Raw genomic sequence first — 24,551 nt, forward strand, 5'->3', positions numbered from 1 at the left:
GCGGCCTTCGGCAGCTCCTACACCGATCTTTGTAGGAGCTGCCGAAGGCTGCGATCTTTTGATCTTAAGAATCAGACCGCGACATGGTAGGGATTCCTCGGATCATGGTTCCAGTCCAGAAATGGTTTCCCGGTTTCCATCGGCACCATCTCGATGCAATCCGCCACCGGACAGGTGATCTGGCACAGGTTGCAGCCCACACACTCATCATCGATCACTTCGTATTTATGCGTGCCGTCGGCCTGCTTCAGGCTGCTGATCGCCTGGTGTGACGTGTCTTCGCAGGCAATGTGGCAACGCCCGCAACCGATGCACGCATCCTGATCAATCTTCGCGATCACCTGATAGTTGATATCGAGGTATTTCCAGTCGGTGGTGTTGCCCACCGCGCGCCCGGAAAACTCGCCGATGTTGGCGTAGCCCTGACTGTCCATCCAGCGCGACAAGCCGTCCTTCATCTCCTCGACAATGCGGAAACCGTGCAGCATCGCCGCCGTGCACACCTGCACCGCGCCGCTGCCCAACGCAATGAATTCCGCCGCATCGCGCCAACTGCCGATGCCACCAATGCCACAGATCGGCAGGCCCTGGGTCTGCGGGTCGCGGGCAATCTCGGCGACCATGTTCAGTGCGATCGGCTTGACTGCCGAACCGCAATAACCACCGTGGGTGCTTTTGCTGCCGACGGTGGGCAGGGCAACCATGTGTTCCAGATCGACGCTGGTGATCGAATTGATGGTGTTGATCAGCGACACCGCATCGGCGCCACCGCGATGTGCCGCGCGGGCAGCGACGCGGATGTCGGTGATGTTCGGCGTGAGTTTGACGATCACCGGCAGTGAACAATAAGTTTTGCACCAGCGGGTGACTTGCTCGACGTACTCCGGCACCTGACCGACCGCCGCGCCCATGCCCCGTTCAGGCATGCCGTGCGGGCAACCGAAATTCAGCTCGATGCCGTCGGCACCGGTGGCTTCGACCAGTGGCAGGATGTGTTTCCACGATTCCTCCACGCACGGCACCATCAGCGAGACGATCAGTGCGCGATCCGGCCAGTCTTTCTTCACCTGGGTGATCTCGCGCAGGTTGATCTCCAGTGAGCGGTCGGTGATCAGTTCGATGTTGTTGATGCCCAGCACTTCGCGGTTGTTGCCGTAGTGCGCCGAGTAGCGCGACGAGACGTTGACTGCTGCCGGGTCCTCACCGAGGGTTTTCCAGACCACGCCGCCCCAACCGGCCTCGAAGGCACGCACCACGTTGTAGGCTTTATCGGTGGGCGGCGCGGAGGCCAGCCAGAACGGGTTGGGGGCCTTGATACCGGCGAAGACTATCGAGAGATCGGCCATTTACGCTGCCTCCACGTTGAGCATCAGTTGCGCGTTGATCGCCTCGGCGGCGCGTTTGCCGTGCTGTACAGCCTGCACGGTGAGGTCCTGATCGAGGCTGGTGCAGTCGCCACCGGCGTACACGCCGGGGATGCTGGTGCGCAGGTTGTCATCGACCTGAATCCGTTCGCCCTGGCGCTTGAGTTCGCGGGCCAGCGGGTCGGCGAGGGCGCTGCTGTCGAAGGCCTGGCCGATGGCTTTGAAGATCGCGTCGGCCGCCAGTTCGAAGGTTTCGCCGGTGGTTTGCAGGCGACCCTCGACCAGAGTCGTGCGGGCGAAACGCATGCCGCGTACCTGGCCTTGCGCATCGAGCAGCACTTCATCCGGTTGCGCCCAGGTCAGCAGGCGCACCTGATTGGCCTTGGCGATGTCTTGTTCGTGACCGGTGGCGCCCATGTCCGCCGCGCCACGGCGATACACCAGATTGACGTCGCGGGCACCGAGGCGGGCCATTTGCACGGCCATGTCGATCGCCGTGTTGCCGGCGCCGAGGACGATGCAGCGTTCGGCCAGCGGCAGTTGCGTCAGGTCATCGGCCTGGCGCAGTTCGCGGATGTAGTCGGTGGCGGCGAGCAGGCCGGGGGCGTCCTCGTGAGGCAGGCCGAGCTGCTTGCTGGCATTGAGGCCAAGGCCAAGGAACACCGCGTCGAACTGCTGATGCAATTCGCCGAGGGTCAGGTTGTCGCCGAGTTTCTGTCCGTGGCGGATCTCGATGCCACCGATCTGCAAGAGGAAATCCAGTTCCTTCTGCGCGTAGTCGTCGACCAGTTTGTACTTGGCGATTCCGTATTCGTTGAGGCCGCCAGCCTTCTCCCGTGCTTCGAAAATCACCACGTCATGCCCGTGCATGGCGCTACGGTGGGCGCAGGACAAACCTGCCGGCCCGGCGCCGACCACGGCGATGCGCTTGCCGGTGCTGGCCGCACGCTGGAACGGGTGCTCGGTGAAGTGCGCGTTGTCCACGGCGTAGCGTTGCAGCAGGCCGATCAGCACCGGCGCGCATTCCTGCGCGTTGTTGCGCACGCAAGCTTGCTGGCAGAGGATCTCGGTCGGACAGACCCGCGCACAACTGCCGCCGAGGATGTTCGCCGAAAGGATTTTCTGCGCCGCACCGGGCACGTTGTCCTGGTGGATGTTACGGATGAACGAAGGAATGTCGATTTCGCTCGGGCACGCATTGACGCACGGCGCGTCGTAGCAATACAGGCAGCGCGACGCCTCCAGATGCGCCTGCCGGGCGTTGAGCGGCGGCGCCAGATCAGTGAAATGGCCGGCGAGGGCGGCCGCGCTTTCGTGCGGGTGCGGGAGATGGTTCAGGGTCTCGATCACGGTTTTGTGCCTCACGGTTTTCTGCCTCTGACGGGCATTGGTCAATTCCCTGTAGGAGCTGCCGAAGGCTCGGGCCGCGTTCGGACGATCTTTTGATTTTGATCTTTAACGGCAAAGTCAAAAGATCGTCCGAACGCGGCCCGAGCCTTCGGCAGCTCCTACAGGGGAATGCATTCCAAATGTGGGAGCGAGCCTGCTCGCGAAGGCCGAAGGCCTGGTTCTCAGCGTTTAACCGCTGTGGGCTTGTGTAATTCAGCCCGCTTATTCAGCAAATCAAACACCGCCGGATACGCCGGCCGTTCGATATAGCGTCCGGCCCCGCGCTCGGCGCGCAGGTCGCCGTCGGCCCAGACCACTTTGCCCTGGCTGACGGTATGGCTCGGCACGCCGCGCACGGTCTTGCCTTCGAAGATGTTGAAGTCCACCTGCTGATGGTGCGTCTTGGCGGAGATGGTGCGGGTGCCTTGCGGGTCCCACAGCACCAGGTCGGCATCGGCGCCGACGCGAATCGCGCCTTTGCGCGGGTAGAGATTGAAGATTTTCGCGGTGTGGGTGGAGGTGAGGCCGACGAAGTCCTGCATCGACAACCGCCCGGTGTTGACCCCTTCATCCCACAGCACCGCCATGCGGTCTTCGATGCCGGCGGTGCCGTTGGGGATCTTGCTGAAATCGTCGCGCCCGGCAGCTTTCTGCTCGGCGCAGAAGCAGCAGTGATCGGTGGCGGTGGTGTGCAGATTGCCGCTTTGCAGGCCATGCCACAGCGCTTCCTGATGCCCGCGCGGACGGAACGGCGGGCTCATCACGTAACCGGCGGCGGTCTGCCAGTCCGGGTGCTGATAGACACTGTCGTCGAGCAGCAGATGCCCGGCCAGCACTTCGCCGTACACCGGTTGGCCCTTGCTGCGGGCGTAGGTGATTTCGTCGAGGGCTTCCTTGGTCGAAACGTGCACCAGGTACAACGGCGTGCCGATGGTTTCGGCAATGCGAATCGCCCGGCTCGCCGCTTCGCCTTCCACCTGCGAGGGCCGCGACAGCGGATGCGCTTCCGGTCCGGTGATGCCCTGAGCCATCAGCTTGCGTTGCAGGTGATAGACCAACTCGCCGTTTTCCGCGTGCACGGTCGGCACGGCGCCGAGTTCCAGGCAGCGCTCGAAGCTCGCCACCAGCGTGTCGTCGGCGGCCATGATCGCGTTCTTGTAGGCCATGAAATGCTTGAAGCTGTTGATCCCGTGATGGCTGACCAGCTCGGCCATTTCCTCACGCACTTGCTCGCTCCACCAGGTGATCGCGACGTGGAAACCGTAGTCGGACGCCGACTTCTCGGCCCAGCCTCGCCACTGATGAAACGCTTCGAGCAGTGACTGCTGCGGATTGGGAATCACGAAGTCGATGATCGACGTGGTGCCGCCGGCCAGACCGGCTGCCGTGCCGCTGTAGAAGTCTTCACTGGCCACGGTGCCCATGAAGGGCAGTTGCATGTGGGTGTGTGGGTCGATGCCGCCGGGCATCAGGTATTGGCCGCTGCCGTCGAGCACTTCGGCGCCGGCGGGAATATCAAGGTTTTCACCGATGGCTTTGATCACGCCGTCGGCGCAATAGACGTCGGCGCGGTAACTTTCATCATGGGTAACAACGGTGGCGCCACGGATCAACAGAGACATTCCGAGTTCCTCGCAGGCATGACCGACTTATGCCGGTTCTAAATGTTTTATTGATGTACAGCGTTGATCGGCGTATTCCTGTCATCGCTGTCAGGAATAGAAGCTAGTCGCAGTTATGCAATTGATCAAGATTATTTTTTATAAGCTTATGACTGTTTTAAGTATATGAAAAATAACGATAAAAACTGTAAATCACCAAAATGGTGAGGCTGTTCACCATTTTGACGCACTTGACAGGATGGAAATATGAGCAAGATTTCCTATGTGAAATCAGCTGCTTGAAGTTGAGCTGCGGTTGATCGCCCCGGATGAAAAAAAGTGCAGTGCACCAGATTGAGTCCTGACAGTTCGAACAACTTGGCAAACGTTTGGCCTGAGCGTGCAGACAAGTTTTCGCGGACGCCTTCGGTAAATAATTAAAACCGAGAAATATCAGAAAGTTGCAATGCGTTTGAAACACGGCCCGATGCACAAGCGGGGCACCCGGCACGTTTATTGATGCCGCCGCTGACACCATGGCCGGTGCAACAAAGTTGTCAGTTCCTCCGGCCATCGTCCGGCTCGCACCCTCGTGCGCAGCCGCCTGATGAGCAAAAAAATAATCAGAAGAACAGTGGAGCGGCCATGCAACAGAACAGATCGCAAGTGACCGAGCGCGACGGCTTGTTCGAACTCGAAGCCGGCAGCGACGTCCTCGACAGTCCCCGTTACAACCACGACATGGCACCGACCAAGGTGCGCGAACGAACCTGGAACAAATGGCACATCACCGCGCTGTGGGTCGGCATGGCGGTGTGCGTGCCGACCTACACCCTCGGCGGTGTGCTCACCGCGTATTTCGGCCTGAGCGTGGGCGAAGCGCTGATGGCGATTCTGCTGGCCAACGTCATCGTGCTGATCCCGCTCACGCTCAACGCCTTTCCCGGCACCAAGTACGGCATTCCATTTCCGGTGTTGCTGCGCTCGTCGTTCGGCGTGCTCGGCTCCAACGTGCCGTGCCTGATTCGTGCGCTGGTGGCGTGCGGCTGGTTCGGTATTCAAACGATGTTTGGCGGACTGGCGATTCACCTGTTTCTCGGCTCGGTGTTCGAGGGCTGGAAATCCCTTGGCGGCACCGGCGAGGTGATCGGCTTCATGATCTTCTGGTCGCTGAACCTGTGGGTGGTGATCCGGGGCGCCGAGTCGATCAAGTGGCTGGAAACCCTGTCCGCACCGTTGCTGGTGGCGGTGGGCATCGGCTTGCTGATGTGGGCGATGCCCAATGTGTCGATGACTGAGTTGCTGGCGATTCCACCGAAACGCCCTGAGGGCGCCAGCGTGGTCAGTTATTTTGCCGCCGGGCTGACGGCGATGGTTGGCTTCTGGGCCACGCTGTCGCTGAACATTCCCGACTTCAGCCGTTACGCCAAAAGCCAGAAGGACCAGATCCTCGGGCAGATTTTCGGCCTGCCGCTGACCATGTTCTTGTTCGCTTCGCTGGGGGTGGTGATGACCGCCGCGTCGGTGAAACTGGTCGGTGTCACCGTGTCCGATCCGGTCAGCCTGATCGGCCATATTCAGAGCCCGGTGTGGGTCGCGGTGGCCATGGCACTGATCATCATCGCCACGCTGTCGACCAACACCGCGGCGAACATCGTTTCGCCGACCAACGATTTCCAGAACATCGCGCCCAAGGTGATCAACCGCACCAAAGCAGTGTTGCTCACCGGGTTTGTCGGGCTGGCGCTGATGGCTCACGAGCTGCTGAAAAAGCTCGGGCTGATCGTCTCCGACGTCAGCCTGGAAACCGTGTATTCCAACTGGCTGCTGGGCTATTCGAGCCTGCTCGGGCCGATCGCCGGGATCATGGTGGTGGACTATTTCCTGATCAAGAAACAGCAACTGGACCTGGCCGGGTTGTATCGCGACGACGTGTATCCGGCGTGGAATTGGGCCGGGTTTGTCGCGTTCGGCGTGCCGGTGGTGCTGACCCTGCTGTCGCTCGGTAGCGATGCGTTCAGCTGGTTCTACAGCTACGGCTGGTTCACCGGCTCGGCGCTGGGTGGGGTGATTTATTACGGGTTGTGCGTGATGCGGGCGCAGCCTTCGATCATGAAAACAGCGGTGTAAGGGAGGCCCTCATCGCGAGCAGGCTCACTCCTACAGATGAAATGCGTTCCCTTGTAGGAGTGAGCCTGCTCGCGATAGCGGTCCACCAGACACCACAGCAACATCTCAAACTGCCTGAGGAGATCAACATGAACGCAGCCGTAGACGTTCTGCAATCCACCCATCAGCACATCAACCGCGACCGCCTCTGGGCCTCGCTCATGGAACTCGCCAAGCTTGGTGCGACGGTCAAGGGCGGGGTCTGTCGCCTGGCTCTCACCGACCTCGATCGCCAGGCCCGCGACCTGTTCGTGCAATGGTGCAAGGACGCCGGGTGCAGCGTCACGGTGGATGAAGTCGGCAACATCTTCGCCCGCCGCCCGGGGCGCAATCCTGACTTGCCGCCGGTGATGACCGGCAGCCACATCGACACTCAGCCCACTGGCGGCAAGTTCGACGGCTGCTTTGGCGTGCTCGCCGGCGTCGAAGTGTTGCGCACCCTCAATGACCTCGGCGTGGAAACCGAAGCGCCGCTGGAAGTGGTGGTCTGGACCAACGAAGAAGGCTCGCGCTTCGCCCCGTGCATGATGGGCTCCGGGGTGTTCGCCGAGAAATTCACCCTCGAAGAAACCCTGGCCAAGGTCGACGCCGAGGGCGTCACCGTTGGTGAAGCGCTGAACGCCATCGGCTATGCCGGGTCGCGCAAAGTCAGCGGGCACAAGGTCGGCGCTTATTTTGAAGCGCACATCGAACAAGGCCCGATCCTCGAAGACGAACAGAAAACCATCGGCGTGGTGCTCGGCGCGCTGGGGCAGAAGTGGTTCGACCTGAAACTGCGCGGTGTAGAAGCCCACGCCGGCCCGACGCCGATGCACCTGCGCAAGGACGCCCTGGTTGGCGCCTCGGTGATCGTCGGTGCGGTCAATCGCGCCGCCCTCGGCCATCAACCGCACGCTTGCGGCACCGTCGGTTGCCTGCAAGCCTATCCCGGCTCGCGCAACGTCATCCCCGGTGAAGTACGCATGACCCTCGACTTCCGCCATCTGCAACCGGCGCGCCTGGATTCGATGATCGCCGAAGTGAAACAGATCATCGACGCCACCTGCGAAGAACACGGCCTGACCTATGAACTGACCCCGACCGCCGACTTCCCGCCGCTGTACTTCGAAAAAGGCTGCGTCGAAGCCGTGCGCGGCGCGGCGAAAGGTCTGGGCCTGTCGCACATGGACATCGTCAGCGGCGCCGGCCACGATGCGATCTTCCTCGCCGAACTCGGCCCGGCCGGGATGATCTTCGTGCCGTGCGAGGGCGGCATCAGCCACAACGAAATCGAAAACGCGGCGCCGGACGATCTGGCGGCCGGGTGTGCGGTGTTGTTGCGGGCGATGCTCGCGGCTTCGGCGGCGGTGGCAGCGGGGCAGCGCGCGGCCTGAAGATCAAAAGATCGTCCGATCGCGGCCCGAGCCTGCGGCAGCTCCTGCATGGGATTTGTGTTCGTCTCTGTAGGAGCTGTCGAGTGAAACGAGGCTGCGATCTTTTTATGTCACCCCGATGTCATAGAAATGTGCGACGGTTGCGCCCCATGAAAATCATCACCTCCGGCGCATCCTATCTGGACATCGACGCCTACGCCTGCTGCATCGCCTACGCTGAATTGCTCAACCTGCAAGGCGTTCCCGCCCGCGCCGTCAGTAGCGCGAAACCCAATAGCAGTGTGTCGCCGACCGTTCTGAGTTGGGGCGCTGCTTTTCACGGTTACACACCTCAAGTAAAAGATGAATTTGTGCTGGTCGATGTCTCCGACTATCACCACTTCGACCCGCTGGTGGTGCTCGATCAGGTGGTGGAGGTCATCGACCATCATCCCGGTCATGAGCCGTACTGGGCTGAGCGACTGGGTTCGGCCGCCGACATCCGCCCGATCGGCGCCGCGGCGACGCTGGTTTTTCGGCGCTGGCAAGCCGCCGGTCTGCTACCGCGAATCAGCGAGCAGAGCGCGGCATTGCTGGCCACGGCGATCCTCGACAACACGCTCAACCTCACCGGGCAGATGACCACAGAGCTGGATATTGAGGCTTACGCAGCATTGGCTCAGCGGGCGAAACTGGCTGCGAACTGGCCCGAGCGGTACTTCCTCGAATGTCAGGCCGCCATCGAAGCAGACCTGCAGAGCGCGTTGGCGGCGGATCTGAAACGCTTCAAGGCGGAGAGTAACCTGCCACAGGTTTTCGCACAGATGACGGTGTGGGACGCCGATGGATTGCTTCACAAACATCGCAACGAGATCTGCGGCTGGATGGACGGGCAGGGCGATGACTGGTTGCTGAACGTCATCGGCATCCGTGACGGCCAGAGTTGTTTACTGGCTGAGCCGGTAGTCAGCCAGCAGAAACTGAATCGTTTGCTGGCGCTGCAATGGCGGGCGGCAATGGCTGTTGTGAAACCTTCGATGCTGCGCAAACAACTGCTGAAGCTGGGGCTGAATTTCACCCCCGTCTGATGCGCTGATCAACCCGGGCGGTCATTTTTGCTCGCAGTGCCCTGGCGCCGGTCAGGGCCGTCCGGGTTGCCCACATCCAGCAACCGTCGTTCGACCAAAACATTCTCCAGTGCCTGACGCTCGACCGGCGCCATTTGGTGTTCGCGCTTTTTCAGCTCCAGCAGAATGGGGCTGGACCAGGTGCGATAAGTCTGTTCGATGTTGCGACGCGACGTCATCAGTCTCTCCTTGATCAAGAGCCCGGTGTGACTGGCAGGGGCTCAATCCGATGAGGAGTTAACGTTAGTCGACAATCCCTGAAGTCGCGAATGCACGCTCACTCCTGCAGGGATTTGTGGTGTTGTCGAACGGGTCGGCACGATCACGGGCGCCTGCGGTCGTAATCTTCACACGCGCATTCCCTGTGGAGGTCCAATGAGCCAGGAAGTCCTGACCCGCGAAACCAATCGTCGGCAGTTGCAGCAGATCATCGCCGGGCTGTCCGACGGGGTGATTCTGCTTGAGCTCGATCAGAGTATCCTCTGGGCCAACGAGGCAGCGCTGGCCATGCACGGCGTCAGCCGGATCGGTGAGTTGGGCACCAACGCCGATGAGTACGCCAAGCGCTTCAGCTTGCGTTATCGCAATAATCACCTGTTGCCGCCGGAGAGCTACCCGATCAGTCGCGTCGCCCGCTGTGAAGTGTTCAGCGACGTGCTGATCGAAATGTTCGCGGTGGACGATCCGGAACGCGTCTGGGTGCACAACGTGCGCAGCATGGTGCTGACGGATCGCGAGGGGCAGCCGGAGTCGCTGGTGCTGATCATGAGCGACGTCACCGACTGGGCCAACGCCGAGCAGCGCTTCGAAAAAACCTTCAATGCCAACCCGGCGCCGGCGGTGATCTGCCGCCTCAGCGATTTGCGTTACATCAAGGTCAATCCCGGGTTTCTGGAGATGACCGGCTACACCCGCGATCAGGTAATCGGCACTTCGGCCTATGAAATCGACATCTTCGAACAGGCCGAACGCAAGGACCTGGCGATCCAGCGCCTGCGCGACGTGGCGACCATTCCGCAGATGCAGGCCGAACTGCGCCTGCCCGATGGCGGCAGCAAACAAGTGATCGTCGCCGGGCAGCCGTTGCTGCTCAACGATGAGGATTGCATGCTGTTTTCCTTCGTCGACATGGAACTGCGGCACAAGGCCGAAGTGGCGCTGCGTCAGAGCGAGGAGCGCTTCGCCAAGGCCTTCCGTCTGACCCCGGTGCCGATTCTGATCTGCAGCGCCGATGAGCAGCAGGTGATCGATGTCAATCAGGCGTTCCTCGACACCCTGGCGTATGACAGCGACGACGTAGTCGGCAATACCGTGACGCAGCTGAATTTCATCGACGACGATGGCGCCCGGGCGCGGCTGCTGAGCGCACTGGCGAAAAGCGGGCGGGTGGACCGGGTCGATGTGCGGGTGCGCAAGAAGGACGCGGACCTGCTGGAGTGCGCGGTGTCCGCCGACACCGTGAATATTCAGGACACGCCGTGCTATCTGCTGGTGCTGATGGACATCACCGAGCGCAAACGCACCGAGCTGGAATTGGTGGCGGCGATTGAAGAGGTGATGAAAGACGCTTCGTGGTTCAGCCGGACGCTGATCGAAAAACTGGCCAACGTGAAGAAGGTCAACTCGCCGCAACTGCCCAGCGTGTCGTTCACCGACCTGACGGCGCGTGAGCGTGATGTGCTGGGGTTGATCTGTGAAGGTCTGGCCGACAAGGAGATCGCCGCGCGGCTGAAACTGGCGCCCAATACTGTGCGCAATCATGTGGCGACGGTGTATTCCAAGCTCGATGTGCACAGTCGCAGCGAGGCGATTGTCTGGGCGCGGGAGCGTGGTTTGTTTTCTGGCGAGCGCGGCACGAAGGGGCAGCGATAGGTGCAAATGCACTAGTCGATGCGGTGCAAATGCAGGTTCTGGTGCGGTGGGGCAGTTCTTAGTCTGGTGGAGTGCGATACGAGCCTGTTGGCTTGGGATCGTCTCCCTTCGAAACAGCTAAAGGAACAGGCTCCATGATGAATCTTGCGCAGTTGCGCGCCCGCCTTGAGCAGAGTTTTTCGCCGCTGGCGTGTGAGTGTTCAGTGGATGGGGATCATTCGCTGACGGTGAAGCTGTATCACCCGGGGTCCGGGCAGGTGGATCTGGTGATCAGTGGGTTGAAGCTCAATGCGTTGCGTACGGCTGAGGCGGTCGAGGCGTTGATTGAAGAGTTGCGGTATGAGTTGGAGAGTAATTCGTTGCGGTCCTCGCGGGATCCGGATTTGGTTTAGGGGCGGGGGTTGATCCCTTCATCTGCCCCGTGGGCACCAGCCTGCTGGCGATGGCGCTATCCATCTCCCACAAAATCGACAGCTCATTCCCCCATCCGCCTCCATTTCACTGGCGCTTACAGGGTGGTCGGCTATAAAGAATGAGTGGTCAGGTCTTCTGTCATCCGCTGCAGTTGTGCGCGATGGTGGAAGTGGCTCTTCCATTCATCGCGGGTCGTCCTATGAATAATCCTGGGAAACGCGTGTTTTTACCCTTGTCGCTGGCATTCTCTGTCGCGCTGCTCAGCGGCTGCGCCAGTCCTCCGCCACCGCCTCCTGCTGCTCCACCACCACCGCCGGTTCGTACTTGTCAGACCCTGGAAAACACTCAGGTGTCTGGCGATATGTACGTTGACGAGCAGGTCACTCGGCATACCACCACCACTCGTTGTGTCACGCAGTAGCGTGGGCGGCGTTTGAGTCGAGGGCTCGGGTCGAGCGGATTGGGTTGTGGCCGATCTGGTCGGCGCGGGCTGCTTGCCTGGTGTTGCGATGGTTGTCGGTGCACTGTGGTTGGCTGATGCCGAAGGTGATGGGCGCCTGTTCGAAAACTGTAGGAGTGAGCCTGCTCGCGATAGCGGTCGGTCAGTCGGTGCAAATATTGACTGTACTGGCGCTATCGCGAGCAGGCTCGCTCCTACAGGGATTGCGGTTACCCGATGATCAGTATCAGGACAGGAACCCACCGTCCACATTCAGCGAAACCCCGGTGGTGTAGCTCGACGCATCGCTCGCCAGATACAACACCGCGCCGGCCATTTCACTCGGATCGGCCACGCGCTTGAGCGGAATCTGCGTCAGCGCCTGCTTGAGGATCGCGTCATTTTTCACCAGTGCCGAAGCGAACTTGGTGTCGGTCAGGCCCGGCAGCAGGGCGTTGCAGCGAATGCCGAACTGCGCGCATTCCTTGGCGAAGACCTTGGTCATGTTGATCACGGCGGCTTTGGTCACCGAATAGATGCCCTGGAACACGCCCGGTGAAATACCGTTGATCGACGCGACGTTGATGATGCTGCCGCCACCGTTTTCACGCATCAGCTTGCCGGCTTCCACCGACATGAAGAAGTAGCCGCGAATGTTCACGTCGACGGTCTTCTGGAACGCGCCCAGATCGGTGTCCAGTACGTTGCAGAACTGCGGATTGGTCGCGGCGTTGTTGACCAGAATATCCAGACGGCCGAACTGCTCCTTGATCCCGGCGAACACCTGGCTGATCTGTTCCATTTCACCGATGTGGCAGGCCACGGCGGTAGCTTTGCCGCCGGCGGCGATGATCGCGTCCGCCACGTGCTGGCAGCCTTCGAGCTTGCGGCTCGAAACGATCACGTGGGCGCCTTGCTGGGCCAGCAGTTTGGCGATGGCTTCACCGATGCCACGGCTGGCGCCGGAGACGAATGCGATTTTGCCGTCGAGGTCGAACAACTGAGTCTTGGACATAAGGGTTCCTTGGTGTGGGCCGTCAGAGGCTCGATTTCGCAATGACCTGCAGGCTCATCTGCTCCAGCAGTTTGTTCATGTGAATGAACTGCGCGAAGCGTTTGTCCTGGGTCTGGCCGTGGTAGAAGCGGTAGTAGATCTGCTGCACGATGCCGGCCAGGCGGAACAGGCCGTAGGTGTAGTAGAAGTCGAAATTGTCGATCCGGATGCCCGAACGCTCGGCGTAGTAATCGACGAACTCGCGGCGGGTCAGCATGCCCGGGGCGTGGCTCGGCTGGCGGCGCATCAGTTGCACCGGCGCCGGGTCATCAGCCTCTATCCAATACGCGAGGGTGTTGCCCAGATCCATCAGCGGATCGCCGAGGGTGGTCAGTTCCCAGTCGAGCACGCCGATGATTTGCATCGGGTTGTCCGGGTCGAGGATCACGTTGTCGAAGCGGTAGTCGTTGTGCACGATGCTCGAGGTCGGGTGGTCGGCCGGCATCTTGTCGTTGAGCCAGGCTTTGACCTTCTCCCAGTGCGGCGCATCCGGGGTCAGGGCTTTTTCGTAGCGTTCGCTCCAGCCTTTGATCTGGCGGGCGACGTAGCCTTCCGGTTTGCCCAGATCGCCGAGGCCGCAAGCGTTGTAGTCGACCTGGTGCAGCTCGACGAAGCGGTCGATGAAGCTCTTGCACAGCGCTTCGGTTTTAGCTGCATCGAGGCCCAGTTCCGGCGGCAGGTCGGAGCGCAGGATGATGCCCTTGACCCGTTCCATCACGTAGAACTCGGCGCCGATCACCGACTCATCAGTGCAGTGCACGTAGGCCTTGGGGCAGTACGGAAAACCGTCACGCAGCTGATTGAGGATGCGAAATTCGCGGCCCATGTCGTGGGCGGACTTGGCCTTGTGGCCGAACGGCGGCCGGCGCAGTACGAACTCCTGCTGCGGGTATTCCAGAAGGTAAGTCAGGTTCGACGCACCACCGGGAAACTGGCTGATCTGCGGCGTGCCGGTCAGGCCCGGAATGTGTGCCTTGAGGTACGGATCGATCAGGCTGGCATCGAGTTCTTCGCCAGAGCGGATACGGGTGGACTGGTCAGTAAGCGCCATGCTTATCCCTTCTGCTTATTTTGGAGGCCAGACATCATTGGCTAATCTAATGGCGCGCCAAGACAGCTACAAGCGCGCAACGGTCTTATAGGTTAGCGTGTTGCAGGATAATCAACGTTTCGAATAGGCCCGACAGCAGGGCGCTGCCGGCTCTTTTCAATGCACGCGCTGGTTGTTGAGCCTTGGGGGGAGGGTGATCGGTGTCAGCACCGGTTGCCCGGAGAAAAACGCTACGAGGTTTTTGCCGACCAGTTCAACTGTGCCTTGGGTGGCTTCCGGTGACAGGCCGGCGACGTGCGGCGTGAGAATCACGTTGCTCAAGGTTTTCAGCGCATCCGGCACCTGCGGTTCGTGATCGAACACATCCAGCGCAGCACCGGCAATCCGCCGTTGCTCAAGGGCGGTGATCAGGTCGGCGGTGGCGATCACGCTCGCCCTGGCGATATTGACGATGAAGCCTTTCGGGCCAAGCGCATCGAGCACCGGGCGGGTCACCAGATGCTGGGTGCCGATACCGCCAGGCGTCGCAACGATCAGACAGTCGGAGGCCCGCGCCAGTTCGGTGGGTGTCGAGCAGAACGCGTACGGCACATCGCTGCGCACCTGCCGATTGTGGTAATGAATGTGCATGTCAAAACCGAGGTGGGCGCGCTTGGCGATCGCCATGCCCACCGCGCCCAGGCCGAGAATGCCCAGATGTTTGTTGGCCAGCGACGGGCGCATGATCTTCGGCCATTCACCCCGGCGCACCGCCGCGTCGCAGCGCGGAATGTCGCGCACCAGTGCCAGCAGCATGGCCATGGCATGGTCGGCCACCGACGAGGCGTTGACCCCGGCGCCGTTGGTTACGGTAATCCCGCGGTCGCTGGCGGCCTGCAGGTCGACGTGTTCGTAACCGGCGCCGATCACGGTGATGATTTTAAGGGCCGGCAAGGCGTCGATTTCGTCCGCGGTCAGGCCCAGCGGGCCACGGGTCAGCACGGCGTCGATCCGCGAACCATGGGTGGCGATGGCTTGCGCCCGTTCGGCAGGAGTCGGCGCGAGGATCAGATGAAAGCCCTGATGCTCGAGAATCGGTAGATAGTCATTGATGGTTTCAACCAGTACCAGAACGGTGGCGGGCATTGCACGGCTCCTGTGATCGTCGGCGGGGTTGGTTCGCGAAAGTCGTTGCAGAGTGCTGATTGCGCAGCGGCCTGGCAATCGTTGCAATCGTCGTCATTCGTGCGGCGCTGACTTGATTCTGGACGCCTTCGCGCAAGAAGCAAGGGCGCTGGCTCGATCATTGGGCTGCCTGGGCTTTGGTCTGCTCGGCCAGGGCAATCGTTTTGAAATCATAGGTTGGATAGAACTCGGTCCGGTAACTGCCCCACGCGGTGTTTTCCAGGGCTAGGTTGACTTCCGCCAGGCGCGAAGCCGGAAAACGCACGGTGACCACCTGGCCGATGCCCATCATGATGCTCCAGCTCACCACTTCGACGCCGGCCGGTGGAAAGGTTTTATAGAAGCCTTGCCGCGCGAGCTGGGCTTTTATTTCACTCAACGGGCGCGACTGGTCATGTTTCAGGAACACGGTGAGCATCATCGCGTTGTCCGGGGTGGCGACGGCAATTTTCGCCGGTGGAGTGGCGGATTGCGCGTGGGCTGCCGTGCAGCAGGCCGCAGAGATCAGCAGTGACGACATCAGTAATGTTTTAAGTGTTTTTTGCATGGTGAACTTCCTGTTTTATTGTCAGAGGGCTGATTTCGTTTCGACTGTTCCTGTGTAAGGTGCGTGAACCACGTAGATGCGCACAGGCGGGTTACCTTCCACCATGTCGCGTGGCACTTCCCGGGAGTAAGTGAATTCGTTTTTACTCAGTGTTTCCATGCGTCGGACAATGGTTTTGGTGGTGCCGATATCCGGTACAAGAACATGTTGCTTGTGGTCGCCGGTGACAAAGAAATAACCACCGCCGCCATTGTTGTATTTTGAATGTCCAGTATCGACATGAAAGAACTCATATCGATTGCGTTCGGGATCCCAGGTCGATATGCCAACGACGCCGGGATAATTGGCTTTCACATCGGTTTCGGCAGCGCCTTCGATATAAACCCGGGTAGTCAGCCAGCGGGCTGAGGAGGCTAGTTCGCGAACGTCGGTACTCGCCGGGGCTTGTTGCGCCACAGCGGCGAAAGGAAGCAGCGCTCCTGCCAGCAACAGGCAGGTCAGAATACTCTTTTGCATACGCCATCCTCGTTATCAGAATTTTCAGGTTATGCACGGATCAAGTGCGCTAACTTCAAGCGTGAAAAATATAGGCCCGACTTACAGCGGTTTTCAATGGCGAGGTAGTTGCTTGTAACACATTGGCTGTATTTGTCATTGGGTAATGTTTTGTTGCTGTTTTTTAAGTTGCTTTGATTCGTAGGATTAATCTGAAGTGTCGGGTTGTTTTAGGTGTTAAGAGTGGTTGTCTGCACGAAGAGTCGGTTGTTGCTGTTGATAAACATCATTGGTAACAGTAAAGATTTAAACAACCTTGTAGGAAAACAAATGCAGTTGCAGATTGCGCATTGACGCCGCCGCACTTTGGTGCGACGGCGTAGATTCGATTCAGAAAGTCACATCGGCACTGTTGATCCGCCGCGCGAAGGCGCCGCCGAGGGTGGCGTTGTGGTGCTCGATGATGGCTTGGGCGGATAGCGTCGGGGTGTCCATGCAAGTGTGCGCGTCGGCCACCAGCCACGGTTTGAAGCCCAGATCGGCAGCGGCGCGGCAGGTGGCGTCGATGCAGAACTGAGTCTTCATGCCGACGAGGTACAAGTCTTCAATCTTTGCCGCTTCGAGCTGCTGCGCCAGGTCCGTGCCGTGGAAGGCGTTGGGTCTGGATTTGTCAAACAGGTGGTCGGTGTCAGCGTCCAGTTCGAGTTCCGGCAACAATTGCCAGAAGGGGCTTCCAGCTGCAATTGGCGAGCCTGCGGGGCCGGTGTGGCGCACGGCGTAGATCGGCACGTGTTGCTGGTGTGCCTGGTTGATGAGGTGCTGGATGTTGGCAAGCACACGTTCGCCGTCGTGGGGTTTTTCCGGGCCATGGAACAGACCGACCTGCATATCGATGATCAACAGTGCTGCGGACATGGTGTTTCTCCTTGGGGGCTGCAAGTGCCGCACGGACGGGAGAAACAACAAGGCCCCGTCCATTGCTGGCGGGGCCTTGGGTTCACTGCGCTGGATTCACCTCAGGCAGCAACACCACGACCCGCCGGTGGCGGTCGTGGTGGTACGGGTGAGGTGCAGCGGGCGAAGGTTCATGCGCCGATCATGCTGGCGGCAGCGAAGGGCTGTCAACTGGCGTATTGAGCGATGCCGTTACCGAACGACCAGTTCTCCTTTTTGACTTCCACCAGATTGATGAACACGTCTTCCAGGCGAATGCCCAGTTGTGCGTTCAGGTTCTGCGCGATGGTCTGATACAGGACTTTTTTCTGCTCCAACGTCCGGCCTTCATTGAGGGTGATCTGGATGATCACCAACTGATCGCTGCGCTGGATGCCCAGATACTGCGGGTCGAAGATGAAATGCTCGCCGTCGCGCTCGTTGAGGATCTGGAAATTGTCGTGCTCCGGCACGTTGATCGTGCTGCGCATGGCAGCGTAGATCTGCTCGCCGATGCGTTTGGCGAACGTGGGATCGCTGTGTTTCTTGATGTCGACGCGCACGAGGGGCATTGGACGGCTCCGTGGGGCAGGGGACTTCTTACGCTAGAACATATCGGCCAAATTGAAAGTTTGGGGTGATGACCCCGCCGCTGTTTTTGTATGAGGCTACCTACGAAACTCGCGGATTTTGCCTACGAATTTGGCAGATGCGTCTGCTATCGGCATGGTGATGAACGCGAAATCATGTGGGCACAAAGCAGCCCGCGCAGTCACTGCCAACAGCCAAGGAAGGCGAATGCTTCAGAATGATCGGGAAAATATGGAGCTCGAAAGACTCCGAAATGAAACACGCAAACTCATCGCCGAAAGAAAAAAACTTCTGGCGGAAGAAAAAAAGCTAAGCAGGGAAACGTATTTATATCCGCTCGCCGTATTAGGTGCTCTGGTGACTGCAATCACTGCTGTAGCAAGTGTTTTTTTCAAGTTTTGAGCGTTCGTGTTTCACCACCGTCAGACCCATTAGCTAAAAAGGAAAAACGAACATGAACACTTATGACCTCAAAGCCAGAATGGAAGAACTGGAACGTGAGCACGATGAGTGGGAGGAAAGAATGCGTATTAAAAACAAGGGCGATATGTACCCAATCTGGGGAATGCTGGCGTTCGGCCTTTTTTGCATGTCGCTCGGATTCATCCTGGCTCGATCGATCTGATCAAGTCTTCCCGATCACACCTTGCAGTGAAACGTGTCAGAAAACGACATCTCACGTACCTTGTGCCGACAGCCAATTTCCCAAAAACGACAACCCGGTCATCTGCTCCGTACAACCATTCCTCAGCTAAGTCTTTGCTTCTGCTCATTTATCGCGGAGAATCGCGCCCCTGTTTCGGCCGGAGCATGTCTGTCGGTTTTTTCCGACGCGTCCTGACCGAGTGGCAAGTGACCGGAATGCGGAGATCCGACCGGATGAATGATCAGGCCAATAGCGTCGACGAACGCTATGAAGCGGCAGCACCAGCTGAACTGTCGAGCTGGAATCGCCATGACACCACGTGGATGTTGGGACTGTTCGGGACCGCCATTGGCGCCGGCACCCTGTTTTTGCCGATCAACGCGGGTCTGGGTGGCTTCTGGCCGCTGGTGGTCCTCGCGCTGCTGGCCTTCCCGATGACGTTCTTCGCCCATCGCGGCTTGACCCGCTTCGTGCTCTCCGGTCGCGAAGGCGCCGACATCACCGAGGTGGTCGAGCAGCATTTCGGCATCAAGGCCGGTGCGCTGATCACCTTGCTGTACTTCTTCGCCATCTTCCCGATCCTGCTGATCTACAGCGTCGGCCTGACCAACACCGTCGCCAGCTTCCTCGAACACCAACTGCACATCACACCGCCACCGCGCGTGCTGCTGTCGTTCGTGCTGATCCTCGGCCTGCTGGCCGTGGTGCGTTGCGGCGAACAGGCGATCGTCAAGGCGATGAGCCTGATGGTCTATCCGTTTATCGTCGCGCTGCTGTTCCTCGCGGTGTACCTGATTCCGCACTGGAACGGCGGCATCCTCACCACCGTCTCGCAAGTGCCGGCGCCGTCGGCGCTGCTGCACACGCTGTGGCTGGCGATCCCGGTGATGGTGTTCTCCTTCAACCACTCGCCGATCATCTCGGCCTTCGCGGTGGATCAGAAGCGTCGCTACGGGGCCAATGCGCAGCAGCGCAGCTCGCAAATCCTCTGCCGTGCCCACCTGTTGATGGTGGTGATGGTGCTGTTCTTCGTCTTCAGTTGCGTGCTGACCCTGTCGCCGGAACAACTGGCTGAAGCCAAGGCGCAGAACCTGTCGATCCTGTCGTACCTGGCCAACCACTTCAGCAACCCGACCATCGCGTTTGCGGCACCGTTGATTGCCTTTGTGGCGATCTCCAAGTCGTTCCTCGGCCACTACATCGGTGCCAGCGAAGGCCTCAAGGGCCTGATCGTCAAGAGCGGCCAGCGTCCGGGTGCCAAGGCGCTGGATCGCATCGTGGCGGCGTTCATGCTGGTGGTGTGCTGGATCGTCGCGACCCTCAACCCGAGCATCCTGGGCATGATCGAGACCATTGGCGGCCCGGTGATCGCGGCGATTCTGTTCCTGATGCCGATGTACGCGATTCGTAAAGTGCCGGCGATGGCGCGCTATCGCGGTCAGGCGTCGAACGTGTTCGTTACGGCAGTAGGTCTGGTGGCGATTTCGGCGCTGATTTATTCGCTGACTGCTTAAGGCAAGCTCAAGAGATCGTAGCCTGCGGCAGCTCCTAGGGTATACACAAACCCTGTAGGAGCTGCCGAAGGCTGCGATCTTTCGCTTTTCAGCTACAGTAGGCCGCTGCACATCTCTCATGCGCAGCGGCTTTTTTTCGTCTGGAGACAGTGGATTGTCGAGCGCGCCCCAACCTGTAGAACAACCCAATCGCTGGCGGGACATCCTCGCCGGCCTGTCGATTGCCGGTCTGTTGTTGCCTGAAGCGGTCGCCTATTCGACCATCGCTGCGCTGGCGCCCCAGGCCGGGGTGATTGCCCTGTTTGCCGGGTTGCTTTGCTATGGGCTGTTTGGCACCAGCCGCTTTGCCATTGTTTCGGCCACGTCATCCTCGGCGGCGGTACTGGCGGCAGCCACGGCGACCATGGCCAATGGTGACCCGCAATTGCGTGCGACGCTGGCGGTCGGGCTGGTGCTGGTCACCGGTGGGTTGTTCTTGCTGGCCGGGATCTTTCGTTTTGGCAGCGTCACCTCGTTTATCGCCAAACCGGTGCTGCGCGGATTCGCCTTTGGTCTGGCGTTGACCATCATTCTCAAGCAGGTCGCCAATGTGGTCGGTGTGCATCTGGCCGACGCCAATCTGGTGCGCTTCGCCCCGCAATTGCTCGAACAACTGCCGCAATGGAACTGGCCGGCGGCCGCTGTCACCGCGGTGGCGCTGCTGTTGTTGAGCCTGTTCTCGCGCTTTCCACGGGTGCCCGGTGGCTTGCTGGTGGTGGTGATCGGCATCGTCGCCGGGCAATGGCTGAACCTGCCAGCACATGGCGTGAAGCTGATCGGCTTGATTGACCTGAGCCTTGAGCTGCCGAACCTGCCGGTGCTGCCGTTCACCGACTGGTTGCGGCTGGGGGAGGTGGGGTTTGCGCTGGTGATGATTCTGTACGCCGAGTCGTACGGTTCGATCAGCTCGTTCGCGCTCAAGCACGGCGACCGTGTGACCTCCAACCGTGATCTGCTGGCGCTGGGCGCGTCGAATCTGTTGTCCGGGCTGTTTCATGGCATGCCGGCGGGGGCCGGGTATTCGGCGACGTCGGCGAACGAGGCCGCCGGGGCGACGTCACGCTGGGCCGGCGGGGTCGCGGCGCTGGTGGTGCTGGTGATCGTGCTGACAGTGTTGCCGTGGATTGCGCTGACACCGGAGCCGATTCTGGCGGCCATCGTCATGCATGCGCTGGGCCGTGGTTTGAGTCTGCAGCCGCTGGGCCGCTATTTCATCTGGCGCCGGGACCGGGTGCTGGTGTTGTGCGCGGTGGGGGCGGTGCTGGTGCTGGGCATTCTCGACGGGCTGCTGGTGTCGGTGGCCATCAGCGTGTTGCTGATGCTCAAACAAATGTCGGCGGCGGATATTCAGGTGCTTGGGCGGATTGACGGTGGGCACGATTTTGTCGATCTGCAGCGTCATCCGACGGCGTCAACTGAACCCGGAGTGCTGATTGTGCGGCCCAGTGAGGCGTTGTTCTTCGCCAATGTGGAGCGGATTCTCGGTGCTGCACTGCACTTGATTCGTCACTCGAACGCACCCGTGCACACGGTGATTCTCAGTCTTGAGGAAACCCCGGACCTGGACGGCACCAGCATCGAGGCGATGCAGGAGTTCTTCCTGCGGGTGCATCAGGAGGGTAAACGCCTGATTCTGGCGCGGCTCAAGCATGAGGCGCTGACTGCCCTGGAGGCATTGCCGGAGGTGACGGCTAACGGGGTGATCCTCAGCGGACTGAGCGTCGATGGCGCGGTGCAGCAGGCCCTCAAGCTCAACACATAACCCCTCTGTGCAGGAGCTGCCGAAGGCTGCGATCTTTTGATTTTAAAGATCAAGAGATCGCAGCCTTCGGCAGCTCCTACAGGAGGCGTAAGTGAAATTCCGGGTATAAAAAAACGCCGCTCATCTCACGATGGGCGGCGTTTTTCATTGCGTTGCAGCGTTAGGCTTGAACGACCGGGATCTTGGCGTTCGCAGCAGCCTCACGGAACTCGGCGATCTGGTCGAAGGACAGGTAGCGGTAAACATCGGCCGCCATGCTGTCGATCTTGCCAGCATATTCCATGTACTCCTCGACGGTCGGCAGGCGACCCAGGATCGAAGCGACGGACGCCAGCTCGGCCGAAGCCAGGTAGACGTTCGCGCCGTCGCCCAGACGGTTCGGGAAGTTACGGGTGGAGGTCGAGACCACGGTGCTGTTCGGCTCAACGCGTGCCTGGTTACCCATGCACAGCGAGCAGCCTGGCATTTCCATGCGTGCGCCGGCCTTGCCGTAGATGCCGTAGTAGCCTTCTTCGGTCAGTTGGTGAGCGTCCATCTTGGTCGGCGGCGACAGCCACAGACGGGTTGGCAGCTGACCCTTGACCTGATCCAGCAGTTTACCGGCAGCGCGGAAGTGACCGATGTTGGTCATGCACGAACCGATGAACACTTCGTCGATTTTCTCGCCAGCCACGCTGGACAGCAGACGGGCGTCGTCCGGGTCGTTCGGCGCGCACAGTACAGGCTCGCTGATGTCGGCCAGATCGATTTCGATGACTTCGGCGTATTCGGCGTCGGCATCGGCTTCCATCAGCTCAGGATTGGCGATCCAGGCTTCCATCGCTTGAGCACGACGTTCCAGGGTACGTGCATCGCCGTAGCCTTCGCCGATCATCCAGCGCAGCAGGGTGATGTTGGACTGCAGGTACTCGGTGATCGACTCTTTCGACAGCTTGATGGTGCAACCGGCAGCCGAACGTTCGGCCGAGGCGTCGGACAGTTCGAACGCCTGTTCCAGGGTCAGACCTTCCAGACCTTCGATTTCCAGGATGCGGCCGGAGAAGGCGTTTTTCTTGCCTTTCTTCTCGACGGTCAGCAGACCGTTCTGGATGGCGAAGTAAGGAATGGCATGAACCAGGTCACGCAGGGTGATGCCAGGTTTCATTTTGCCTTTGAAGCGCACCAGGATCGATTCCGGCATGTCCAGCGGCATGACGCCGGTGGCTGCGGCAAACGCGACCAGACCGGAACCGGCCGGGAACGAGATGCCCATCGGGAAACGGGTGTGCGAGTCACCACCGGTACCTACGGTGTCTGGCAGCAGCATGCGGTTCAGCCACGAGTGGATGATGCCGTCGCCCGGACGCAGGGAAACGCCGCCACGGGTCATGATGAAGTCAGGCAGGGTGTGGTGGGTGGTCACGTCGATCGGCTTCGGATATGCCGCGGTGTGGCAGAAGGACTGCATCACCAGGTCAGCGGAGAAGCCCAGGCACGCCAGGTCTTTCAGTTCGTCACGGGTCATCGGACCGGTGGTGTCCTGAGAACCTACGGTGGTCATCTTCGGTTCGCAGTAGGTGCCAGGACGCACGCCTTTGCCTTCTGCCAGACCGCACGCCTTGCCGACCATTTTCTGCGCCAGGGTGAAGCCCTTGGTGCTTTCAGCCGGTGCTTCAGGCTTCTTGAACAGGTCGAACGCAGGCAGACCCAGTTCGGCGCGAGCCTTTTCGGTCAGGCCACGGCCGATGATCAGCGGGATACGACCGCCGGCACGGACTTCGTCCAGCAGCACAGGGGTCTTCATTTCGAAGGTGGTGATGACTTCGTCGGTACCGTGCTTGCAGACTTTGCCAGCGTGCGGGTACAGGTCGATCACGTCGCCCATGTTCATGTTCGAGACGTCGAACTCGATTGGCAGTGCGCCGGCATCTTCCATGGTGTTGTAGAAGATCGGAGCGATTTTGCTGCCGAAGCAGAAACCGCCAGCGCGCTTGTTCGGCACGTAAGGGATGTCGTCGCCGAAGAACCACAGCACCGAGTTGGTCGCCGATTTACGCGAGGAACCGGTACCGACCACGTCACCGACGTAGGCGATCGGGAAGCCTTGACCGCGCATTTCTTCGATCTGCTTCATCGGGCCGGTCTTGCCTTGCTCGTCCGGAACGATGCCGTCACGGGCCATTTTCAGCATGGCCAGGGCGTGCAGCGGGATGTCAGGACGCGACCAGGCGTCTGGCGCAGGCGACAGGTCGTCGGTGTTGGTTTCGCCGGTGACCTTGAACACGCGCAGGCTGATCTTGTCGGCCAGAACCGGGCGCTTCTTGAACCACTCGCCGTCAGCCCAGGATTGCAGCACGGCCTTGGCGTGAACGTTGCCGTTCTTGGCTTTTTCAGCCACGTCGTGGAAGGCATCGAACATCAGCAGGGTGTGCTTGAGTTCTTCGGCAGCCACTGGCGCCAGCTCGGCGTTGTCCAGCAGTTCAACCAGGGTCACGATGTTGTAGCCGCCCTGCATGGTGCCGAGCAGTTCTACAGCGCGTTTCTTGTCCAGCAGAGGGGAGGTGACTTCGCCTTTGGCCAGTGCGGAGAGGAAACCGGCTTTGACGTAAGCGGCTTCGTCCACTCCTGGTGGTACGCGATTGGTGATCAGGTCAACGAGGAAAGCTTCTTCGCCAGCCGGAGGATTCTTCAGCAGCTCGACCAGGCCTGCAGTTTGTTCGGCGTTAAGCGGCTGGGGAACGATACCCAGGGCTGCACGCTCTTCGATATGTTTGCGGTAGGCTTCAAGCACAGTTATTACCCTCATCAGTGGTCCCAAATGGGTGTCCGGGACGCTCATCCCGAAATGGCCGTACTCATGCACCTCACGACGTTGTGGGTCGTTCGGCCAGAATTACCGGCAATTCCTTACAGAAGCTGCTTTCAAAGTTTTACGCCTGCAGAACGGGGAGCTGATGAGGGTTGGCGTTGGGCTTTTCCCCGCTGGAAAAACCCTTCGCCAACACCGCTCTGAAGGAACGACTGTGCTCGTGACGCTTTGAAAACAGCT

Annotated in this window: 21 protein-coding genes; 9 read left to right on the forward strand and 12 right to left on the reverse strand. The window is 60.1% G+C overall.

The window, feature by feature from the left end; all coding sequences use genetic code 11:
- Positions 1-71 precede the first annotated feature (71 nt).
- The 3 genes from preA to hydA form a co-directional block, all read right to left on the reverse strand.
- A complete protein-coding gene (gene preA, locus NN484_RS23520; RefSeq protein WP_215500856.1) occupies positions 72-1,346 on the reverse strand; it encodes an NAD-dependent dihydropyrimidine dehydrogenase subunit PreA in 1,275 nt (424 codons plus the stop codon).
- Complete coding sequence (locus NN484_RS23525; RefSeq protein ID WP_274659331.1) at positions 1,347-2,714, reverse strand: NAD(P)-dependent oxidoreductase; 1,368 nt, start codon at positions 2,712-2,714, stop codon at positions 1,347-1,349.
- Positions 2,715-2,935: 221 nt separating this feature from the next.
- Positions 2,936-4,375 (reverse strand): dihydropyrimidinase, encoded by a 1,440-nt coding sequence (hydA, locus tag NN484_RS23530; protein ID WP_274658038.1) that lies wholly within the window; start codon positions 4,373-4,375, stop codon positions 2,936-2,938.
- 624 nt (positions 4,376-4,999) lie between these two features.
- Here hydA and NN484_RS23535 point away from each other — a divergent pair.
- From NN484_RS23535 to NN484_RS23545, 3 genes are all read left to right on the forward strand, one after another.
- On the forward strand, positions 5,000-6,484 hold the full coding sequence (locus tag NN484_RS23535; protein WP_127650911.1) for an NCS1 family nucleobase:cation symporter-1: 1,485 nt from the start codon (positions 5,000-5,002) through the stop codon (positions 6,482-6,484).
- 128 nt (positions 6,485-6,612) lie between these two features.
- On the forward strand, positions 6,613-7,896 hold the full coding sequence (locus tag NN484_RS23540) for a Zn-dependent hydrolase (protein WP_215500855.1): 1,284 nt from the start codon (positions 6,613-6,615) through the stop codon (positions 7,894-7,896).
- A gap of 149 nt (positions 7,897-8,045) precedes the next feature.
- Positions 8,046-8,963 (forward strand): DHH family phosphoesterase, encoded by a 918-nt coding sequence (locus tag NN484_RS23545; RefSeq protein ID WP_274658039.1) that lies wholly within the window; start codon positions 8,046-8,048, stop codon positions 8,961-8,963.
- Positions 8,964-8,971: 8 nt separating this feature from the next.
- Here NN484_RS23545 and NN484_RS23550 read toward each other — a convergent pair whose 3' ends face one another.
- Positions 8,972-9,181: a hypothetical protein gene (locus NN484_RS23550; RefSeq protein WP_102357207.1), complete on the reverse strand. Its 210-nt coding sequence runs from the start codon at positions 9,179-9,181 to the stop codon at positions 8,972-8,974.
- Between the two features lie 196 nt (positions 9,182-9,377).
- Here NN484_RS23550 and NN484_RS23555 point away from each other — a divergent pair, with 196 nt between their 5' ends.
- Both NN484_RS23555 and NN484_RS23560 read left to right on the forward strand, forming a co-directional pair.
- Positions 9,378-10,874, forward strand: coding sequence for a helix-turn-helix transcriptional regulator (locus NN484_RS23555; RefSeq protein ID WP_215500853.1), 1,497 nt, complete (start codon positions 9,378-9,380; stop codon positions 10,872-10,874).
- Positions 10,875-11,008: 134 nt separating this feature from the next.
- A complete protein-coding gene (locus NN484_RS23560) occupies positions 11,009-11,266 on the forward strand; it encodes a DUF1652 domain-containing protein (protein ID WP_127650905.1) in 258 nt (85 codons plus the stop codon).
- Positions 11,267-11,974: 708 nt separating this feature from the next.
- Here NN484_RS23560 and NN484_RS23565 read toward each other — a convergent pair.
- The 7 genes from NN484_RS23565 to NN484_RS23595 all read right to left on the reverse strand — a co-directional run bounded on the left by NN484_RS23565 (position 11,975) and on the right by NN484_RS23595 (position 17,543).
- Positions 11,975-12,742, reverse strand: a complete 768-nt coding sequence (locus tag NN484_RS23565; RefSeq protein WP_007965755.1) for an SDR family oxidoreductase — start codon at positions 12,740-12,742, stop codon at positions 11,975-11,977.
- A 22-nt stretch (positions 12,743-12,764) separates the two neighbouring features.
- Positions 12,765-13,832, reverse strand: a complete 1,068-nt coding sequence (locus NN484_RS23570; RefSeq protein WP_215500852.1) for a phosphotransferase family protein — start codon at positions 13,830-13,832, stop codon at positions 12,765-12,767.
- A 156-nt stretch (positions 13,833-13,988) separates the two neighbouring features.
- Entirely contained in the window at positions 13,989-14,957 is a 969-nt protein-coding gene (locus tag NN484_RS23575) for a 2-hydroxyacid dehydrogenase (protein WP_274658040.1), read from the reverse strand.
- 157 nt (positions 14,958-15,114) lie between these two features.
- The gene (locus NN484_RS23580) at positions 15,115-15,543 is read right to left on the reverse strand and encodes a hypothetical protein (RefSeq protein ID WP_127651821.1); all 429 of its coding nucleotides are present in this window, start codon (positions 15,541-15,543) and stop codon (positions 15,115-15,117) included.
- 21 nt (positions 15,544-15,564) lie between these two features.
- Positions 15,565-16,059 carry a DUF4822 domain-containing protein gene (locus tag NN484_RS23585; RefSeq protein ID WP_274658041.1) on the reverse strand — a complete coding sequence of 165 codons (495 nt, stop codon included), beginning with the start codon at positions 16,057-16,059 and terminating at the stop codon, positions 15,565-15,567.
- Positions 16,060-16,428: 369 nt separating this feature from the next.
- Positions 16,429-16,953, reverse strand: coding sequence for a cysteine hydrolase family protein (locus NN484_RS23590; RefSeq protein WP_215500848.1), 525 nt, complete (start codon positions 16,951-16,953; stop codon positions 16,429-16,431).
- A gap of 206 nt (positions 16,954-17,159) precedes the next feature.
- The gene (locus NN484_RS23595; protein WP_215500847.1) at positions 17,160-17,543 is read right to left on the reverse strand and encodes a tautomerase family protein; all 384 of its coding nucleotides are present in this window, start codon (positions 17,541-17,543) and stop codon (positions 17,160-17,162) included.
- A 226-nt stretch (positions 17,544-17,769) separates the two neighbouring features.
- On the opposite strand from NN484_RS23595, the gene NN484_RS23600 reads away from it, so the two are divergent.
- The 4 genes from NN484_RS23600 (at position 17,770) to NN484_RS23615 (ending at position 21,523) form a co-directional block, all read left to right on the forward strand.
- Positions 17,770-17,964 carry a hypothetical protein gene (locus tag NN484_RS23600; protein WP_215500846.1) on the forward strand — a complete coding sequence of 65 codons (195 nt, stop codon included), beginning with the start codon at positions 17,770-17,772 and terminating at the stop codon, positions 17,962-17,964.
- 52 nt (positions 17,965-18,016) lie between these two features.
- On the forward strand, positions 18,017-18,187 hold the full coding sequence (locus tag NN484_RS23605; RefSeq protein ID WP_215500845.1) for a hypothetical protein: 171 nt from the start codon (positions 18,017-18,019) through the stop codon (positions 18,185-18,187).
- A gap of 254 nt (positions 18,188-18,441) precedes the next feature.
- Positions 18,442-19,722 carry an HAAAP family serine/threonine permease gene (locus NN484_RS23610; RefSeq protein ID WP_127651916.1) on the forward strand — a complete coding sequence of 427 codons (1,281 nt, stop codon included), beginning with the start codon at positions 18,442-18,444 and terminating at the stop codon, positions 19,720-19,722.
- Between the two features lie 154 nt (positions 19,723-19,876).
- The gene (locus NN484_RS23615) at positions 19,877-21,523 is read left to right on the forward strand and encodes a SulP family inorganic anion transporter (protein ID WP_215500844.1); all 1,647 of its coding nucleotides are present in this window, start codon (positions 19,877-19,879) and stop codon (positions 21,521-21,523) included.
- 160 nt (positions 21,524-21,683) lie between these two features.
- Here the strand turns inward: NN484_RS23615 and acnB are convergent, their stop codons facing one another.
- Entirely contained in the window at positions 21,684-24,293 is a 2,610-nt protein-coding gene (gene acnB / locus NN484_RS23620) for a bifunctional aconitate hydratase 2/2-methylisocitrate dehydratase (RefSeq protein ID WP_127651917.1), read from the reverse strand.
- Positions 24,294-24,551: the final 258 nt, after the last annotated feature.

It is taken from the genome of Pseudomonas serboccidentalis, from assembly GCF_028830055.1.
GTDB lineage: Bacteria > Pseudomonadota > Gammaproteobacteria > Pseudomonadales > Pseudomonadaceae > Aquipseudomonas > Aquipseudomonas serboccidentalis.

What these genes read in the sequence shown, in the direction of transcription:
- NN484_RS23590 (WP_215500848.1), bottom strand. Translation starts at nt 16,953, where the DNA reads ATGTCCGCAGCACTGTTGATCATCGATATGCAGGTCGGTCTGTTCCAT.
- NN484_RS23555 (WP_215500853.1), top strand. Translation starts at nt 9,378, where the DNA reads ATGAGCCAGGAAGTCCTGACCCGCGAAACCAATCGTCGGCAGTTGCAG.
- NN484_RS23580 (WP_127651821.1), bottom strand. Translation starts at nt 15,543, where the DNA reads ATGCAAAAAACACTTAAAACATTACTGATGTCGTCACTGCTGATCTCT.
- NN484_RS23545 (WP_274658039.1), top strand. Translation starts at nt 8,046, where the DNA reads ATGAAAATCATCACCTCCGGCGCATCCTATCTGGACATCGACGCCTAC.
- NN484_RS23585 (WP_274658041.1), bottom strand. Translation starts at nt 16,059, where the DNA reads ATGCAAAAGAGTATTCTGACCTGCCTGTTGCTGGCAGGAGCGCTGCTT.
- NN484_RS23550 (WP_102357207.1), bottom strand. Translation starts at nt 9,181, where the DNA reads ATGACGTCGCGTCGCAACATCGAACAGACTTATCGCACCTGGTCCAGC.
- preA (WP_215500856.1), bottom strand. Translation starts at nt 1,346, where the DNA reads ATGGCCGATCTCTCGATAGTCTTCGCCGGTATCAAGGCCCCCAACCCG.
- hydA (WP_274658038.1), bottom strand. Translation starts at nt 4,375, where the DNA reads ATGTCTCTGTTGATCCGTGGCGCCACCGTTGTTACCCATGATGAAAGT.
- NN484_RS23600 (WP_215500846.1), top strand. Translation starts at nt 17,770, where the DNA reads ATGCTTCAGAATGATCGGGAAAATATGGAGCTCGAAAGACTCCGAAAT.
- NN484_RS23560 (WP_127650905.1), top strand. Translation starts at nt 11,009, where the DNA reads ATGATGAATCTTGCGCAGTTGCGCGCCCGCCTTGAGCAGAGTTTTTCG.
- NN484_RS23535 (WP_127650911.1), top strand. Translation starts at nt 5,000, where the DNA reads ATGCAACAGAACAGATCGCAAGTGACCGAGCGCGACGGCTTGTTCGAA.
- NN484_RS23540 (WP_215500855.1), top strand. Translation starts at nt 6,613, where the DNA reads ATGAACGCAGCCGTAGACGTTCTGCAATCCACCCATCAGCACATCAAC.
- NN484_RS23565 (WP_007965755.1), bottom strand. Translation starts at nt 12,742, where the DNA reads ATGTCCAAGACTCAGTTGTTCGACCTCGACGGCAAAATCGCATTCGTC.
- NN484_RS23575 (WP_274658040.1), bottom strand. Translation starts at nt 14,957, where the DNA reads ATGCCCGCCACCGTTCTGGTACTGGTTGAAACCATCAATGACTATCTA.
- NN484_RS23595 (WP_215500847.1), bottom strand. Translation starts at nt 17,543, where the DNA reads ATGCCCCTCGTGCGCGTCGACATCAAGAAACACAGCGATCCCACGTTC.
- NN484_RS23570 (WP_215500852.1), bottom strand. Translation starts at nt 13,832, where the DNA reads ATGGCGCTTACTGACCAGTCCACCCGTATCCGCTCTGGCGAAGAACTC.
- NN484_RS23605 (WP_215500845.1), top strand. Translation starts at nt 18,017, where the DNA reads ATGAACACTTATGACCTCAAAGCCAGAATGGAAGAACTGGAACGTGAG.
- NN484_RS23610 (WP_127651916.1), top strand. Translation starts at nt 18,442, where the DNA reads ATGAATGATCAGGCCAATAGCGTCGACGAACGCTATGAAGCGGCAGCA.